General features: G+C 73.4%; 11 protein-coding genes. 4 read left to right on the top strand and 7 right to left on the bottom strand.

The genetic code is table 11. The features are described 5' to 3' along the window. Together DWB05_RS09385 and DWB05_RS09380 are read left to right on the top strand one after the other, a co-directional pair. Entirely contained in the window at positions 1 to 720 is a 720-nt protein-coding gene (locus tag DWB05_RS09385) for a LutC/YkgG family protein (RefSeq protein WP_114376932.1), read from the top strand. Beyond that, positions 717 to 1,289 carry a Smr/MutS family protein gene (locus tag DWB05_RS09380; protein WP_114376931.1) on the top strand — a complete coding sequence of 191 codons (573 nt, stop codon included), beginning with the start codon at positions 717 to 719 and terminating at the stop codon, positions 1,287 to 1,289. The genes DWB05_RS09385 and DWB05_RS09380 overlap by 4 nt, the downstream gene beginning before the upstream one ends. A 30-nt stretch (positions 1,290 to 1,319) precedes the next feature. On the opposite strand, the gene DWB05_RS09375 is transcribed toward DWB05_RS09380, so the two are convergent. The 5 genes from DWB05_RS09375 to DWB05_RS09355 form a co-directional block, all read right to left on the bottom strand. Continuing rightward, positions 1,320 to 2,249 (bottom strand): alpha/beta fold hydrolase, encoded by a 930-nt coding sequence (locus tag DWB05_RS09375; RefSeq protein ID WP_114376930.1) that lies wholly within the window; start codon positions 2,247 to 2,249, stop codon positions 1,320 to 1,322. Between the two features lie 55 nt (positions 2,250 to 2,304). Beyond that, the gene (hemN, locus tag DWB05_RS09370) at positions 2,305 to 3,660 is read right to left on the bottom strand and encodes an oxygen-independent coproporphyrinogen III oxidase (protein WP_114376929.1); all 1,356 of its coding nucleotides are present in this window, start codon (positions 3,658 to 3,660) and stop codon (positions 2,305 to 2,307) included. Positions 3,661 to 3,741: 81 nt separating this feature from the next. Beyond that, positions 3,742 to 8,859 carry a PAS domain-containing protein gene (locus DWB05_RS09365; RefSeq protein ID WP_114376928.1) on the bottom strand — a complete coding sequence of 1,706 codons (5,118 nt, stop codon included), beginning with the start codon at positions 8,857 to 8,859 and terminating at the stop codon, positions 3,742 to 3,744. Positions 8,860 to 8,874: 15 nt separating this feature from the next. Then, positions 8,875 to 9,309 carry a response regulator transcription factor gene (locus DWB05_RS09360; protein WP_114376927.1) on the bottom strand — a complete coding sequence of 145 codons (435 nt, stop codon included), beginning with the start codon at positions 9,307 to 9,309 and terminating at the stop codon, positions 8,875 to 8,877. 112 nt (positions 9,310 to 9,421) lie between these two features. Then, complete coding sequence (locus DWB05_RS09355) at positions 9,422 to 10,990, bottom strand: acetolactate synthase large subunit (RefSeq protein WP_332871718.1); 1,569 nt, start codon at positions 10,988 to 10,990, stop codon at positions 9,422 to 9,424. An 88-nt stretch (positions 10,991 to 11,078) separates the two neighbouring features. Between DWB05_RS09355 and DWB05_RS09350 the strand changes: the two genes are divergently transcribed. Then, entirely contained in the window at positions 11,079 to 13,430 is a 2,352-nt protein-coding gene (locus tag DWB05_RS09350; protein WP_114376926.1) for a heavy metal translocating P-type ATPase, read from the top strand. Here DWB05_RS09350 and DWB05_RS09345 read toward each other — a convergent pair. Both DWB05_RS09345 and DWB05_RS09340 read right to left on the bottom strand, forming a co-directional pair. Continuing rightward, positions 13,410 to 14,606: a YeeE/YedE thiosulfate transporter family protein gene (locus DWB05_RS09345; RefSeq protein WP_157967146.1), complete on the bottom strand. Its 1,197-nt coding sequence runs from the start codon at positions 14,604 to 14,606 to the stop codon at positions 13,410 to 13,412. The two genes, DWB05_RS09350 and DWB05_RS09345, sit on opposite strands and share 21 nt — an antisense overlap. 101 nt (positions 14,607 to 14,707) lie before the next feature. Beyond that, on the bottom strand, positions 14,708 to 15,193 hold the full coding sequence (locus DWB05_RS09340; protein ID WP_114376924.1) for an RrF2 family transcriptional regulator: 486 nt from the start codon (positions 15,191 to 15,193) through the stop codon (positions 14,708 to 14,710). 40 nt (positions 15,194 to 15,233) lie between these two features. Between DWB05_RS09340 and cysK the strand changes: the two genes are divergently transcribed. Then, positions 15,234 to 16,184 (top strand): cysteine synthase A, encoded by a 951-nt coding sequence (gene cysK / locus DWB05_RS09335; protein WP_114376923.1) that lies wholly within the window; start codon positions 15,234 to 15,236, stop codon positions 16,182 to 16,184. The last annotated feature ends 8 nt before the right edge of the window (positions 16,185 to 16,192 follow it).

Genomic DNA, 16,192 nt, shown 5'->3' with positions numbered 1-16,192 from the left:
ATGAGCACCGCTGCCGAGGCACGGGCGCGCATCCTCGGCCGAATTCGCGCCGGGCTGCCGCGGGATCGCGACGATGGCGCGCGCGCCGAAGCCGTGCGGGCGCGACTCGCCAATCCCCCGCGCGGGCTGATCCCGGAACGCGCGAAGGGCGAACGTGCGGCGCTGATCGATCGTTTCGTCGCCAATCTCGAGCAGGAGTTCGGCACTGTGGCGCGGCTCGCCGACGCCGCGGCGGTGCCTGGCCACGTCGCCGCCTGGCTTGCCGCCCGCAATCTGCCCGCCCGGCTTGCCGCCGCCCCGCACCCGGATCTGCTGGCGCTGCCCTGGGCCGACCGCCCCTCGCTCGCCGTCCGGTTCGGCCGCGCCGAGCCCGATGATGCCGCCTCGCTCACCGCCTGTTTCGCCGCCGTGGCGGAAACCGGAACCCTCGTGCTGACGTCGGGTCCCGACCACCCGACGACGCTCAACCTGCTGCCCGAGGCGCATCTCGTGCTGCTGCGCGCGAGCCGCATCGTCGGTGCCTTCGAGGAGGCCTGGGACCTGCTGCGGGCTGAGCGGGGACGGGTGGACGAGGCGCTGCCCGCGGGGCGCCGCGTGATGCCGCGCACGGTGATGCTGGTGACGGGGCCTTCCCGCTCCGCCGACATCGAGCAGACCTTGGAGCTCGGCGCGCACGGGCCCCGCAGCCTGCACGTGATCCTGCTCGAGGACGAGGGATGAGTCGCCCGCCGCGCGGGCGCATTCCGCCTGCGCGTCGCCGCCGCGCGGTGACGGCGGAAGAGGAGGCGCTCTGGCGCGCCTTCGTCGCCCGGGCGGGGATCGTGCCCATCCGCCCCGAGGAGGCCGCGGCGACCGATCCGACCACGGAACGGGTAGGTGAACCGGCACCGGCTGCATCGCCGCCACCCCAACGGGCGGTCCCGCCCCTCCCCCCGCCGCTGCCCGACCTCTCGCCGACCGTCATGCCGGCGGGGCTCGATCGCCGCAGGTGGGAGGATTTGCGCCGCGGCCGGCTTCGGCCCGAGCGTACGCTCGACCTGCACGGCAAGAGGGCGGCGGAAGCGCATGCCGAGGTGCGCGCCTTCGTGCTCGCCGCCCACGCGGCGGGCCTGCGCTGCATCGCCATCGTCACCGGCAAGGGGGCCGGCGAGGCGGGCGGGGTGCTGCGGCGCGAACTCCCACACTGGCTCAACGCACCGGAACTTCGCGGGCTGATCCTGGCGCTTGCGCATCCGCAGGGCGGCAATGTCGGGGCTGTGCACCTCTTGCTGCGCCGCCGCCGCGTCTGAGCACGCGAGGAACAAGGACGGGATCGCGCCTCAGTTGCCGTCGAGGAACGACCGCACCAGCGCGACCGTGCCTGAGGGATCTTCCTCGAACGGCAGATGGCCGAGGCCCGGAAACACCACCACCCGGACGTCGCGCAAATTGGCGCGATAGTCCTCCGCCCGCGCGGCCGGAATCGCGCGGTCCTTCTCCCCCCACAGCACGAGCACGGGTGCGGTGATCGACCGCAGCCGCTCCTCCGGCGGATGCAGCACATGGCCCGCGATGCGATCGAGGATCGCTCGCCGCACGCCCGGCGCGATCAGCATCTCGTGCGTGCGTCGCACCACCTCCTCGGTCATGCGCGACGCGTCGCCATACGCACCGGCCAGCGACCAGCGCACCTGCGCCTCCGGCATGAAGTACGGCAGCAGCCGCGCGAACGGGGGCACGCGAGTCGGCACGCCATAGGTGCGGCCCGGGCTCTCGAACCCGTCCGGCGCGACAAGCACGAGACGATCGACCCGTTCGGGATGGGCGGCGGCGAAGGACCAGGCGATCCGCCCACCCATCGAGGAGCCGATCAGCGAGGCGCGGCCGATGCCGAGACGATCCATTACCGCAACGAGAACCGCATGTGCGCGCGCATCGCCGTAGTCGCCGGTCGGATCGGGGCCGGTGAGCCCGAAGCCCGGCAGGTCGAAGCGGATGATGCGGAATCGATCCGCGAGCAGGCCGGCCCAGCCGTCCCAGGTGTGCAGCGACGCGCCGAAGCCGTGCAGCAGGATCACCGCTTGTGCGTCGCGCGGACCTTCGTCGCGCAGGTGAAGACGCAAGCCCGCGACGGCGACGAAATCCTCCGGCCCGCGGGCGTGGCGCGCCTCGAGCACGGCGCGGTCGCGATCGGGCTGCCAGGCCCAGGCCGCAACGAGGGCGAGGGCGAGTAGGAGGCCGCCGAGGGCGAAAAGGACGGCGCGACGCATGCGTCACGCCTAGCCGGGCAGCAGACCGGCGCGCAATCGCGCGACGTGGATCGCCTCACACCGCGCGGGCGTGTCGGCCGGCGGAGGGGTCCAGATGGCGATCGAACACCGCGGCGACGGCGCGCAGGAAGGGCCGCCCGTGCGGGGTGACGGCGACCCGCCACCCTTCGCGCTCGACGAGCCCGTCTGCCGCCATGGCATCGAAGCGCGGCAACACGTCGGCGAACCGCCGCGGATCGACGCCGTGCTCGCGGCAGGCGGCCCCGATGTCGAGCGCAAGCGAACACATCAGCCGCTCGATCAGCAGCGCGCGCAGCCGATCGTCTGCATCGGGCTCGATGCCGCGCACGATGGCGAGCCGCCCCGATCGGATCGCCTCTCGCCACGGCGGCACGCTCGCCGCGTTCTGCGCGTGGCCCTGGGCGAAGGAGGAGATCGCCGACGCCCCGATGCCGATCAGCGTGGGGGCGGTATCGTCCGTGTAGCCCTGGAAGTTGCGCCTAAGGCGACGTTCGGCGAGCGCGACAGCGAGCGGATCGTCGGGCCGGGCGGCATGATCGAGCCCGATCGCGACGTAGCCGGCGGCGGTAAATACGGCCAGCGCGGCGCGGAACTGCGCAAGGCGCTCCGGCGCGTCGGGCAGGTCCTCCTCGTGGATCAGACGCTGGTGGCGGCGCATCCACGGTACATGTGCGTAGCCGAAAATCGCCACCCGATTGGGGTTCAGCGACAGCGCCTGGCGGGCGGTGCGCGCGACGGAGAGCTCGGTCTGGTGCGGCAGGCCGTACATCAGGTCGAAATTGATTCGCTCGATGCGCGCCCCGCGCAGCCGCGCGACGCAGTCGGCGACGAGCTCGAACGGCTGCACCCGGTTCACCGCCTTCTGCACCACGGGGTCGAAGTCCTGCACGCCGAGCGAGGCTCGCGTCACTCCCGTCTCGGCGAGCGCGCGGATCATCGCGTTGGTCAGGGTGCGCGGGTCGAGTTCGACCGCGATCTCGGCGTCCGGATCGACGGCGAAGGCGGAGCGCAGGGCGGCGTTGACCTTGCGCCATCCCACGGGGCCGACAATCGACGGCGTGCCGCCGCCCCAGTGAATGCGGGTCACCCGCTGCGCCCGCCCGATCGCCTCCCGCCAGAGCGCGATCTCGGTGATCAGATCCTCGACGTAGGTTTCGACGGGGGCGGAGCCGTTCGCCACCACGGTCGTGCAGCCGCAATACCAGCACATGCGCCGGCAGAACGGCACATGGAGGTAGAGGGAGAGGGGCTCGTCGGCCGGCAGGGCGGCGAGCCAACCGCGGACGGTCGCCTCGGTGATGCCGGGGTGGAACTGCACCGCCGTCGGATAGGACGTGTAGCGCGGCAGCCTGCCGTCCCACCGGGCGATGAGGGTGGCGTCGTCGACCATGGCGGGACGCAGTGTCGACCCGACGTCACGCCCGGTGCATTGAGCAAGGTCAAGGAGCGATTTCCCCCGAGAGGCACGGGGTCAGAAGGCAGGTGTCCGCGCCTCGCGAAGGAGGCGGGCGAGCGCGTCGAGCAGGTCGTCGCGCGAGAAGGGTTTGCGCAGGATGGGCACGACGGTGTCGGCGAGTCCCGTGTCGTCGTAACCCGTCATGAGCAGGATCGGGAGGTTCGGCCGGAGGGCGCGGATCTCGGCGGCGAGTGCATGGCCGTCGAGCCGGCCGGGCATGCGCACATCCGTCAGCACGAGATCGACCGTCACGCCGTAGCGCAGCAACGCGAGCGCGGCGTCGCCGTCGCCCACGGCATGGGTACGCAGTCCGGCCTCGGCGCACAGGCGTTCGATCGCGGCGCGCAGCGGCGGTTCGTCCTCGACGATCAGCACCGTGGCGCCAGCGAGGGCGGCGAGGTCGGCCTGCCCGCGGTCTTGCCGTTCCGGCGGCGACGCCGCGGCGGGCAGCCACAGCGTGACCGTGGTTCCCTTGCCGGGCGCACTGTCGATGCGCACCTCCCCGCCTGATTGGCGGGCGAAGCCATAGACCATGGCGAGCCCGAGCCCCGTGCCCTTGCCCGAACCCTTGGTGGTGAAGAACGGCTCGAAGGCCCGGGCCAGCACCTCGGCCGTCATGCCGACGCCATCGTCGGCGACGGCGATCCTCACCGCCGGCGCGGCGACGCCGAGGGCAGCGAGTTCCGCCTCGGTGGCGACGGCGGCGGAAATGCTGACCGTGCCGCCGTTCGGCATGGCATCGCGTGCGTTGAGGACGAGATTGACCAGCGCGCTCTCGAGCTGGGCGGCATCGGCGAGAGCAGGCGGGGTGGCGGGAGCGAGGGAGATCCGCAGTTCCACCCTGCCGCCCAGGGCGCGACGCAACAGCGTCTCCAGCCCACCGAGCAGCGGCGCGAGCGGGACGGCGGTCGGACGCAACGGCTGACGTTGGGCGAAAGCGAGCAGGCCGCGGGTCAGTTTGGCGCCCTTCTCCACCGCGGCGAGGGCGGCGGTCGCGAGTTCCTGCGCCTCGCCCTCGCGCAGCTGTTCGCGCACGAGTTCCAGATTGAGACCGATGACGGAGAGGAGGTTGTTGACGTCATGCGCGATGCCGCCCGTCAGTTCGCCGAGGGCGGAGAGGCGCTGCGAACGTTCAAGGCGCTGCTGCTGCTCGATCCGTTCCGTGACGTCCTGGCTGACGCCGACAAGCGCGAGCGGGGTGCCGTCGGCGGCGCGTTCGAGGGCGACGGTCGAGCTGCGCACGCGGATCGCCCCGTCGGGGCGGCGGACCCGGTAGGTGACGAAGGCCGGCTCGCCGGACTGCCGCACCTTCTCGAGGGTGGCGAGCAGGAGCTCGGCGTCCTCCTCCAGCCAGATCTCCCGCCGGTAGGTCTCGATCGAGCCGGTGAAGGAGGTCGGATCGCGACCCAGTTGTTCCGGGATGATGTCGGTGACCTCGAAGCGATCGGAACCGACGGGCAGTCGCCAGAAGCCCAAGCCGGCGAGACGCGCCGCCTCGGCCAGTTGCAGCTGCGCGCGCGCGATCCGCTCGTTCGCCGTCACGGCCTCCGTCACGTCCTGCGTCGTGCCGTAGACCGTCGGTCGTCCCTCGCGGTCGCGCTCGAGACCGGCGGTGATGCGCAGCCAACGGATCGTGCCGTCGTCGTGACGCACGCGGCACTCGACCATCTGCGTCTCGCCGCTGGCGGCGAGCTTCGCCCGTGTTTCCTCCCAACGCGAGAGATCTTCGGCGACCAGGCGGGAACGGATCAGGCCGAGCGTGGGCGTGACGCTGCGGGGAACGAAGCCCCAATGGCGATACACCTCGTCCGACCATTCCATGGTCTCCTCGTCGAGGCGGCGGCGCCAGAAGCCCAGTCGCGCCACCCGGCCGGCGTCGGCGAGCAGCCGTTCCTGGCGCCGGAGCCTCTCTTCCGCTTCGACCTCTTCGGTGACGTCCTGCGAGAGCCCGGTGACAGCGAGCGGGCGGCCCGCGGCGTCGCGTTCCAGACCGGCGACGATACGGATCCACCGGGTGGTGCCGTCAGGGCGGACGACGCGCACCGTGGCGGTCTCGGTCACCCCCTCCTCGACGATCCTGCGGCCGGCCTCCTCCATGATCGGAAGGTCGTCGGGGTGGAAGCGGGCACGGAAGGCCGCGATGTCGAGCGGGCCGGCGTCGGGCGGGAAGCCGAACTGGCGCAGCTTCTCCTCGGAGGCGACCATGATCGAGCCGTCGAGGGCGCGGCGGTAGAAGCCGACCTTGGCGACACGCTCCACTTTGCGCAGCCGCTCCGCCTGTTCGACGAGCTGGGCCCTCGCCTCGACCTCCTCGGTGATGTCGCGGGTCACGCCGACCACTGCGACCGGCCGGCCGGTCTCGTCGCGTTGCAGCTTGGCGACGGCCTCGCGCCAGCGCACGGTTCCGTCCGGTCGGATGATCCTGAATCGCAACGTTCCGCTTTCCCCGATGGCCATCAGCCGCTGTCGCGCGGCCTCCGCCTCGGCGCGGTCGTCGGGGTGGATGAATGCAAAAACCTTGTCACGTGTCGGTACGAACGTCGTGGGGTCGACCCCGTAGTCCTCATAGATGTCCGGCGTCCACTCGTAGAGGTCGGTGTCGAGGTTGCGGCGGTAGAAGCCGATGCGGCCGGCCTTGCGCGCCGCTTCCAGGAAGCCCTGCTGCCGCTCGAGCCGCTCGCGCGCCTCGACCTCTTCGGTGACGTCCTGCGTCAACCCGTTGATCGCGACGGCGGCGCCGGTCTCGTCGCGCTCCAGGCTCGCGTGCAGCCGGATGCGGCGCACGTTGCCCCCGGGCAGGACGAGGCGGAAGGTGAGCGAGGCCGTCTCCTCGCCGGCCTCGAGCCGGGCGGTGAGCGCCTGCAGCGCGGACAGGTCGTCGGGATGGACGCGGCTGCGCGCCTCCGCGAAGCTCGGTGCGTAGTCCTCCGGGAAGCCGTGCTGGCGGCGGAACACGGCCGTGGTCTCGAAACGCGAGCCGTCGAGCGCCCGCGAGTAGAAGCCGATACCGGCCACTCGGCCGACCTCGGCGATCTGCTTCTCCTGCCGCGCGAGGCGCCGTTCCGCCTCGATCTCGTCCGAGATGTCGAGCGCAACCCCGTAGAGCGCGATCGGTTGTCCGTCGCCGTCGCGCTCGACCGCCATCGAGACCCAGAGGTGGCGCACCCGCCCCTGGCGGTCGACGACCCGGTATGTGATCTGGCCGGGAGCCCCCGTTTCGAGCACCCGTTCAGGCAGCCGTTCCAGAGCCTGCCGGTCAGCCGGAACCACACGGTCGCGAAGCGCGTCGAGGGTCGGGGTGAAGGTCTCCGGCGTCTCGCCGACGTGGCGAAACATCTCGGGCGACCACTCGAGCCGGCCTGAGCCGTCGAGGGGGCGGCGCCAGAAGCCGAGGCCCGCCAAGCGCCCGGCCTCCGCGATCTGCAGGTCGCGCCGGATCAGCGCCTCGTGCAGTGCCTCGCGGTCGGTGATGTCCTGGCTGACGCCGTTGAGATAGACCACGCGCCCCGTCTCGTCGCGTTCGGCGGAGATCAGCGACCAGCGGACGCGGAGCGCTCCGTCCGAGACCCTGCGGAAGCGGAACACCACGCTCTCGGTTTCCCCCGTCTCCGCCACCCGGGCCAAGGTGGCGAGCAGACGGGGGCGGTCGGCGTCCTCGACCAGCGACCACGTCGCCGCCGTGGTGGGGACGAAGGTCGCGGGGTCGACGCCGAACTGCCGATAGGACTGCTCGTCCCACTCGTAGCGGTCGCCGCCGGGCTTCAGGCGCCAGAAGCAGAGGCCGGCGAGCCGTTTCGCGTCCTCGAGCTGCCGCGACTGGCGGGCGATCGTTTCACGCGCTTCGCGGATTTCGGTGATGTCCGTCACCGCACCATAGACGGGCCCCGGCCTGCCGTCGGGGCCGGGGAGCTGGATCGCCTTGTCCTCGACCCAGCGCACCGTGCCGTCGGCGCCGAAGATGCGGTAGGTCATCTGCCAGCCGCGCGTAAGGTCGGCCGAGCGGTACGAGCGTTTCAGCTCGTCCCGATCCTCCGGCACCACGACCTCGTGGCGCCAGATGTTCGGTCGCGATTCGAGGAGCGTGCGCGGCTTGCCGGTCAGGCGTTCGACGAAGTCGCCGAAATATTCCGTGCGTGACTGCGGGCTTCGCCTGACCCAAAGGCCGATGCCGAGACTGTCGGCCACGCGCCGCATCTCGGCTTCCCGTGCCGCGAGCTCTCCCGCCGCGCGATCGAGCTTGGCCAGGGTTCGCGCAAGGCGCTGCGCGAGGACGACAAGGGCGACGGCGAAGAAGAGGGCAGCCGCTCCGACCGGCACCGCCAACCGTGCCCAATCCCGCAGGACGCCGCCGTGCGAGCGGAGGACGACGACGGCCGAGGTGCCGCCGCGGACAGCGCGGGCGGCGACGAGGTCGTCGGGTGCGGCATCGATCCTCGCGACGGGAGACGACCTCTCCGTCCACACTGGCAGGCGACCGATGGGCGTGCCGTCCGTCAGGACCAGCAGCACCGACACCCCCTCGGGAACGGTGAACTCCGGCAGGAGGGAGCCCGGGCCCTCCGCCGGCAAGATCGCGGAGACGACGGCGCCGATGGCGCCGTTCGGATCGAGGACCGGCAGACCGACGGCGATCACGGGCCGGCCGGCCGCCAGCCCCAGCCGCCCGGTATAGCGCTCGCTGACGCTGAGCGACGGACGCCAGTCGCGCACAACCGTCAGGAAGGCCGGGCTGTCGGCGAAAGAGACGTGTTCCATCCGCTCCGGCGGCACGCGCGAGGTGGCGACCAGGGTGCCGACGGCATCGAACACCGAGAAGACGAGGGCACCGTCGCTGACCGCGAGCGTCCGCCGTGCCAGGCGATGGAGGTGCTCGCGATGCTCCGGATCGTCGAGCCGCTCCGGCCTGACCGCCCCGGCGATGGCGGAGAGCCCGTACTCGAGGGCCTCCAGGCGTCGGGACACCGCTTCCGCCGCGCTTTCCGCCAGGGCGGAGACTTCGGCCTGTGTCCGGTGCAGGGCGGCGCGCAGCTCCAGCAGTAGGGCCACGGCGACGGCGGCGACGATGGCACCACCGAGCGCCGCCGCCGCCCAAGGAAGCAGGACGGCGAGGCGACGCGCCGGGCGCAGGGTCATCCGTTCACGACCCGCTCACGACCCGCCGGTCTCCGAGGCCGCCTGCTGCAGGAAGCCGCGCAGCGCCGCCGCCGAGAACGGCTTCGACTGGGTCGCGACGCGCGTCAGACCGCACCGTTCCGCGGTCTGTTCGGCGAGCCGAAGCAACGTGTCTCCATAGCCGGAGACGATGAGAACCGGGATTTCCCGCCCCGCCGAGGCGAGACGCCCGAGCACGTCCAAACCCGAACCTTCCGCCAGCATGCAGTCGACGATCGCCGCCATCGGCCGCAGTTGGCCGAGCGTCTCGACCGCCTGCTCGGCGTCGACGCAGGCATGCACCTGCCAACCTTCGGCCTGTGCCACGCTCGCCACCACCCGGGCGAGCGCCGGATTGTCCTCCAACAGGAGAAGGTCTCGGCCCGCAGCGGCATGCCCCGTCGCACGGGAAGGCGTCTCTCGGTTCGTCATGGCGGGCGGCTCGTACACCACACTCGTTAATCTTCCCGTATTTTCGTCCGCCCGACAAAGGATTTCCCGTTTCGCGCGCAGGGACGTGACGCGGGACAACCGCGCGCAGGGCTCAGGGCACGGCGAGCTCGATCAGGAAGGGCCCGCGCCGCGCGAAGGACGCGCGCAACAGGTCGGCGAGCGTGGCGAGATCGGCCGCCGCGGCTGCCTCCACGCCGAAGCCCTGGGCGATCCGCACCCAGTCGAGGTCGGGGTTTCCGAGGTCGAGCAGGTCGAGCGCTGTGCGGCCCGGGTTCGCCCCCACGTTCGCCAGTTCGTGGCGCAGGATCGCGTAGCGGCGATTGGCGAAGATGATGATGGTCGCATCGGCGCGCTCGCGAGCGAGGCTCCACAGCCCCTGCACGGTGTAGAGGGCAGAGCCGTCCGCCTGCAGCCCGACCACACGCCGCCCCGGACAGGCGATGGCGGCGCCGAGGGCGAGCGGGATCCCTTCGCCGATCGACCCTCCCGTCAGCTGCAGCCAATCGTGCGGGGCGGCCGCGTGGGTGGCGGGGAAGAAGCCGCGCCCCGTCGTCACCCCCTCGTCGACCACGATCGCGCCTTCCGGCAGAAGGGCGGCCAGTACGGCGGCGATCCCCTCGGAGGTGACCGCGCCGCGCGGCGGGTCGGCGGGCCTGCCGTCGTTGGCGGCTGGCGGAGGGACCCCCGTCGCCACCTCGTCGGCGAGCGCGGCGAGGGCCGCCACGGCGTCCTGGTCGGGCCGGGCGAGCACATGCACCGCGCAGCCTTCCGGCAACAGCGAGGACGGTTTGCCCGGATAGGCGAAGAAGGCCACGGGGTGCTTCGCGCCGACCAGGATCGAGGCACGGAAGCGGGACAGCCGCTCGAGCGCGAGATCGACCGGATAGGGCACGCGCTCGATCGGGAAGCGCCCGCGCCCGCGCGGGATGCGCGCGTTCGACATCTGGGCGAGCACGCCCGCCCCGGTGGCGGCGGCGATGCGGAAGGCATCGCGTTGCCCGGCTTCCGACAGCGCCGCACCGCCGAGCAGCAGCAGCACCTCCGCCCCGCCGCGGCGAAGGATGCGGGCGGCGGTCTCCACCTGCGCCGGCGCGGGCGGGAGCGCCGACGGGATGGGCAGCGGTTCCGCCGGGCCTGGGGCCTCGGTCCACGCCGTGTCGGCGGGCAGGATGAGGGTGGCGATCTGCCCGGGCGGGGTGCGCGCGGCCTGCACCGCCGCCGCCCCGTCCGCCGCCACCGTGCGCGCCGACTGCGCGGTGCGCACCCAGTCGGAGTACGGCCTGGCTGTGCCCTCCACGTCGGCCGTCAGCGGCGCGTCCCACGCCCGATGGTGGGTCGCGTGGTCGCCGACGATGGCGACGACGGGCGAGCGTGCGCGGCGGGCGTTGTGCAGGTTGGACAGCGCATTGGCCAGCCCCGGCCCGCAGTGCAGCAAGATCGCCGCCGGTTTGCCCGCCATGCGCGCATAGCCATCCGCCGCCCCGCTGACCACGCCCTCGGCGAGCCCGAGCACGCAGCGCAAGCCCCCGACCCGATCCAGGGCGGAGACGAAGTGCATCTCCGAGGTGCCCGGGTTGGCGAAACAGGCCTCCATCCCGCAGGCGACCAGGGTGCGCACCAGCGCCTCGGCGCCGGTCATCGTGGTGATCCCGCCGTCCATCCCGTTCTCCCCGTTGGCCGCGGCAGGCGGCCACAGCGCTTGCGCCGGGTCAAGGCGGGCCGGGGCGCGGCCGGCCATGGTGCCGCGCATGGGAACGGAGCGTGCCGCGGGCGCGGGGCTCGCCGCGCGGCTCACCGCCTGGGCGGAGGATCACGGGCGGAGCGTGCTGCTGGGCTGGGTGCTGGCGGGGCTGGCCGCCGGCACGGCGGCGGCGGTCGCCGAGGTGCCTGGCCTCGCGCGGCTCCTCTGGTCGGCCGCCGCCGCCCCCGTCGCGCTGCATGTCGCCGCGCAGAGCCTGCGCGCCGTTCTCGGCGGGCGGGTCGGCGTCGATGCGATCGCGCTCGCCGCCATCGTGTTCGCCCTCGTGCTCGACGAAGCGGCCGCGGCGGCGGTGATCGCGCTGATGGTGGCGGGCGGCGAAGCGTTGGAGGACTGGGCGCAGGGCAAGGCGCGTCGGTCGCTCACCGCCCTCGCCGAGCGTACGCCGCGACGGGCGGCGCGGCTGGCGGGCGAGGCGGTGGAGGAGATCGCCGCCTCCGCCATCCGCCCGGGCGACGTGCTGCTGGTGCGCACAGGCGAAACCGTGGCGGCGGACGGCACCGCGCTCGAGCCCTGCTCGGTGGACGAGAGCGCGCTGACCGGCGAGCCCCTGCCGCGCAGCGTTCGGGCGGGCGAACGCGTTCCCTCCGGCACGGTGAACGCCGGGCCCCCCTTCCGCCTGCGGGCCGAGGCGACCGCCGAGGCCTCGACCTACGCCGCGGTGGTGCGGCTCGCCGAGGCGGCCGCCTCCGCCCGCGCCCCGCTCACCCGGCTGGCCGATCGCTTCGCGGTGCTGTTCCTCGTCGTCACCGCCGTGGTGGCGGGGGCGGCCTGGCTTCTCGCCGGCGACCCGGGGCGGGCGCTTGCGGTGCTCGTCGTCGCCACCCCCTGTCCGCTGATCCTCGCCGCCCCCGTCGCCCTGGTGTCCGGCGTCGGGCGGGCGGCGTCGCGCGGAATCGTGGTCAAGGGGGCGGGGGTGATCGAGCGACTGGCGGGGATCCGGGTCGTGCTGTTCGACAAGACCGGCACCTTGACCCCCGGCCGGCCGCGGCTCGCCGCGATCGAGACCGAACCCCCGCTCGCGCGCGAGGAGGCGCTGCGGCTCGCCGCCTCGCTGGCGCAAGCCTCGACCCACCCGGTCTCCGCCGCCCTGCTCGCCGCCGCGCGCGAGGAGGGAGTGGCACTCGCCGTGCCCGAAGGCGTGGCGGAGAGCGCCGGCGGCGGCATCGCCGGGCGGGTCGAAGGCAAGCCGTGCCTCCTCGGCTCCGAGGGGTTCCTCGCCGCGCACGGGGTGCGGGTCGAGGGCCGCGTCGCGTTGGCCGCCGCCCTCGTCGTCGCCGGCAGCATCGCCTGGCTGGCGGTGGAGGGCCGCGCGGTCGCCGCCTTCGTGCTGGCCGACCGTCTTCGCCCCGAGGCGCGGCGCACGGTGCGACGGCTGCGGGAGCTCGGCATCGCGCGCCTTGCCCTGGTGACTGGGGACCGCGCCGAGGCGGCGGAGCCGATCGGGCTCGTGCTCAGGCTCGATGCCGTCCATGCCGGACTTTCGCCCGAGGGCAAGATTGCGGCGCTGCGGGCCGAGCGGGCGGTGGGGCCGGTCGCCATGGTCGGCGACGGGGTGAACGACGCCCCCGCTTTGGCGGCGGCGGATCTCGGCATCGCGCTCGGCGCGCACGGCACGGCGGCGGCGGCCGAGGCGGCGGATGTGGTGCTGCTGGTGGATCGGGTGGACCGGGTGGCCGAGGCGGTGGCGATCGCGCGCCGGTCCCGCCGCATCGCGCTGGAGGCGATCGCGCTCGGCATGGGGCTGTCGGCGGTTGCGATGGCGGTGGCCGCCTTCGGCTTCCTTCCCCCGCTGGCCGGGGCTCTGGTGCAGGAAGGGATCGACGTCGCCGCCATCCTCTACGCGCTCACCGCCCTGCGGCCGGGACGCGAGGAGGGGGTGACGGAACCGCTCTCCGATGGCGCGGGGCTTGCCGAACGGGTGGCCGAGCACGCCGCCTTCCGTCGCCTCGCCGGCCGGCTGCGCGAGGCGGCGGAGGCGGTGGGAGACGGGCCGGGTTCGCGCCCCCTCGTCGCTTCGGCCGAACGCGAACTGCGCGAGGCGGTGCTGCCGCACCAGGCGGCGGAAGAGGCTCGTCTCTATCCGGAGGCGGCGCGCCGCTTGGGCGGGCGTGACCCTCTGGGCAGCCTGATCCGCATGCACGGCGAGATCGAAGCGCTCACCCGACGCCTCTCGGCCCTGCTCGACCTCGCCGAGCGGCAAGATGCGTGGGAGGCGGCGGCGCCCGAACTCCGCCGCACCCTGCACGCGCTGGAGGCCTTGCTCAGCCTCCACCTTGCGGCGGAGGAGGAGGCGCTCGCCGACCTCTCCGCCGACCCCTCAGCCGAGGCGTCGGGCTAGGCCGAGAGCGCTGGCGTAGCCGGCGAGGGCGGCCGCGATCCACGCCCAGCCGTGCAGGCTGCCCGAGGCGATGCCCGACACGTAGGCCGAGATGTTGCAGCCCCCGGCGAGGATGGCGCCGAAGCCGAGCAGCGTGCCGCCGAAGGCCGCCCCGGCCGCGGCGCGCAGGGTGAGCCGGCGGCCCAGCAGCATTCGCCCCGTCAGCGCGGCCGACAGCCCCGCGCCGATCACCACGGCCACCGCCATCACCCCGAACCGGTCCGCCGTCAGCGGCGCGAGCAGACGGGCCCCCCGCCCCTGCTCCGCCCACCATGCCCAGAACAGCGGATCATCGAGGCCGAGATCGCCGATCAGCCGGCTGCCCCAGAGCGGGAAGGCGGCGACGATGCCCCACGGCCGGCCGGCGAGCAGCAGGGTGGCGAGATTGAGCAGGGCGAGGGCCGCAGCGCCCCAGGCGAGCGGCGCAAGGCCCTCGCGCACGGCGAACAGCGGCTCCACCGCGCCGGTGCGGCGGCGTTCGAGCAGGACCAGGACGCCCCAGGCCGTCGCAAGCGCTCCGAGGATCAGGCCGAGCGCGGGCATGGTGCCGAACAACCCCTGCAGGCTGACGGTGGGCAGCGCCGGCAAGCCCGACCAGTAGGCGCCGGTGGCGGCGGCGAGAGTCGCACCGACCACGGCGAAGGGGATGGTGAGCCAAGCCGGAGGGCTGCCCGCCCCGGCGCAGAACAGCGTGCCCGACACGCACGCCCCCGCCCAGTGCATGCCGATGCCGAACAGGAACGCGCCGACCACGGTGGCGACGCCGGCCGGTGCGATGATGCCCCCTACCTGAAGACCCCAGCCGGGGGCGAGCGCGAAGGTGGGCAGGAACAGCACCGCACCGAGGCCGAGCAGCAGCAGCTGGGCCCGCATCGCGCGCGTCCGCCGCTCGACGAGGAGGGCGCGAAAGCCGCCCGCGAAGGTGAAGGCCGCGCGATGCAGCGCGAAACCGAGCCCTGCCCCCACCAGCCACAGCGCGGCGATGCGCCAGCCGTGCAGGGCGTTGAGCCAAGTGGCACCGAGGGCGAGCAGGAGCACGCCGGCGGTGCCGAGGGCGGCGCGTGGCCAAGCTCGGCTCGCGGTGGCAGGGGTGGGGTGCGGTGCGGCGGCGGGGAGGGCGGGTTGAAGGGCGGTCACGGCGAGGGCCTCCGCGTTGATCACGGGAGAACTTCAACACGCGGCCCTTCAAAAATCAATACGATTTTCCGACGTAGTTTTGCTCGCCGCTCCGCCGCCCGTCAGATCGTCCAGGTCAGCGCCGCCGGCGGCTCGGGTGCCAGCCCGGCCGCCACGGCACGCCGGCACAGCGCCTCCACCGTGATGCCGTCGAGCCGGCCGAGGGCCGCCTCCGCCGCCTCGGCAAGAGCGGGCGTGACCACCGCCGCGATCAGCGCGGGCGCCCCAGCGGCAGCCTCCGTCTGCACCGCGCGCGCCACCTCGCCCGCGGTGATCTCGCGCCTCGCCCGTGCGAGGCGATAACCGCCGCCGCGGCCGCGGGCCGAGGCGAGGATGCCCGCGCGCGACAGGGTCTGTAGCAGGGGCTCGATACCGCGCGGGCTCTGCCCGAGCCGATCGGCGATCGCCGCCGCCCCGACCGGCCCCGCCACCCCGTTCAGCGCCACATCCACCACGACGGCGAGGGCGAGCGCCACGCGGCCGTCGGCGGAAAGGGAGAGCTCGGGCAGGCTGGCTTGCGGCAAGTCGGACGTCGAAGGATCGGCCATGCCCCTAAACTACGCATTGAGAGCGTGATATTCCAGCCTCATGACCCAGGCCTCGCCGCGCATCCGCGACAGCATCCTCGACACCATCGGTGCCACCCCGCTCGTGCGCGCCGCCCGCCTCGCCGCCGAGGAGGGGCTCGCCGCCGAACTCTGCCTCAAGCTCGAGTTCTTCAATCCGGGCGCTTCGGTGAAGGACCGCATCGGCCTCGCCATGGTGCGGGCGGCGGAGGCCGAAGGCCGCCTCTCTCCCGGCGCGACGCTGATCGAGCCGACCTCGGGCAACACCGGCATCGCGCTCGCCATCGTCGCCGCGGCGCGCGGCTACCGGCTCGTCGTCACCATGCCGGAGGGGGCATCGGAAAGCCGCCGGCGCATGCTCCGCCTCCTCGGCGCCGAGGTCGTGCTCACCCCCGCCGAACAGGGCATGCGCGGCGCCATCGCCGAGGCTGAGCGCATCCTCGCCGAAACCCCGAACAGCTTCATGCCCCGCCAGTTCGACAACCCGGCCAACCCGGAGATCCACGCGCGCACCACCGCCGAGGAGATCTGGGCCGACACGGGCGGCGAGGTGGATGCGATCGTCGGCGGGGTGGGCACCGGCGGCACCGTCACGGGCATCGCGCACGCGCTGAAGCCGCGCCGGCCCACCTTGCGCGTCTTCGCCGTCGAACCGGACGAAAGCGCGGTGCTGTCGGGTGACGCGCCGGGCCGGCACGGCATCCAGGGCATCGGCGCGGGGTTCCGACCGCGCGTGCTCGACCTCGAACGCCTCGACGGCGTGATCCGCATCGCCGAGGCGGAGGCGATCGCCACCGCCCGCCGGGTGGCGCGCACGGAAGGCATCGCGGTCGGAATCTCCTCCGGCGCGGCGGTGGCGGCCGCACTCAAGGTGGCGCGCGACCCGGGGCTCGCCGGCAGGCGCGTGGTCGCGATCTGCCCCTCCTATGCCGAGCGCTACCTGGCGACCCCGCTCTTCGCCAATCTCGAGTGACGGTCTCG

This window comes from Elioraea thermophila (ex Habib et al. 2022), from assembly GCF_003336755.1.
Lineage (GTDB): Bacteria > Pseudomonadota > Alphaproteobacteria > Acetobacterales > Acetobacteraceae > Elioraea > Elioraea thermophila.
Note: the sequence above shows the minus strand (reverse complement) of the source record. Positions and strands in the feature narration are given on the sequence as shown.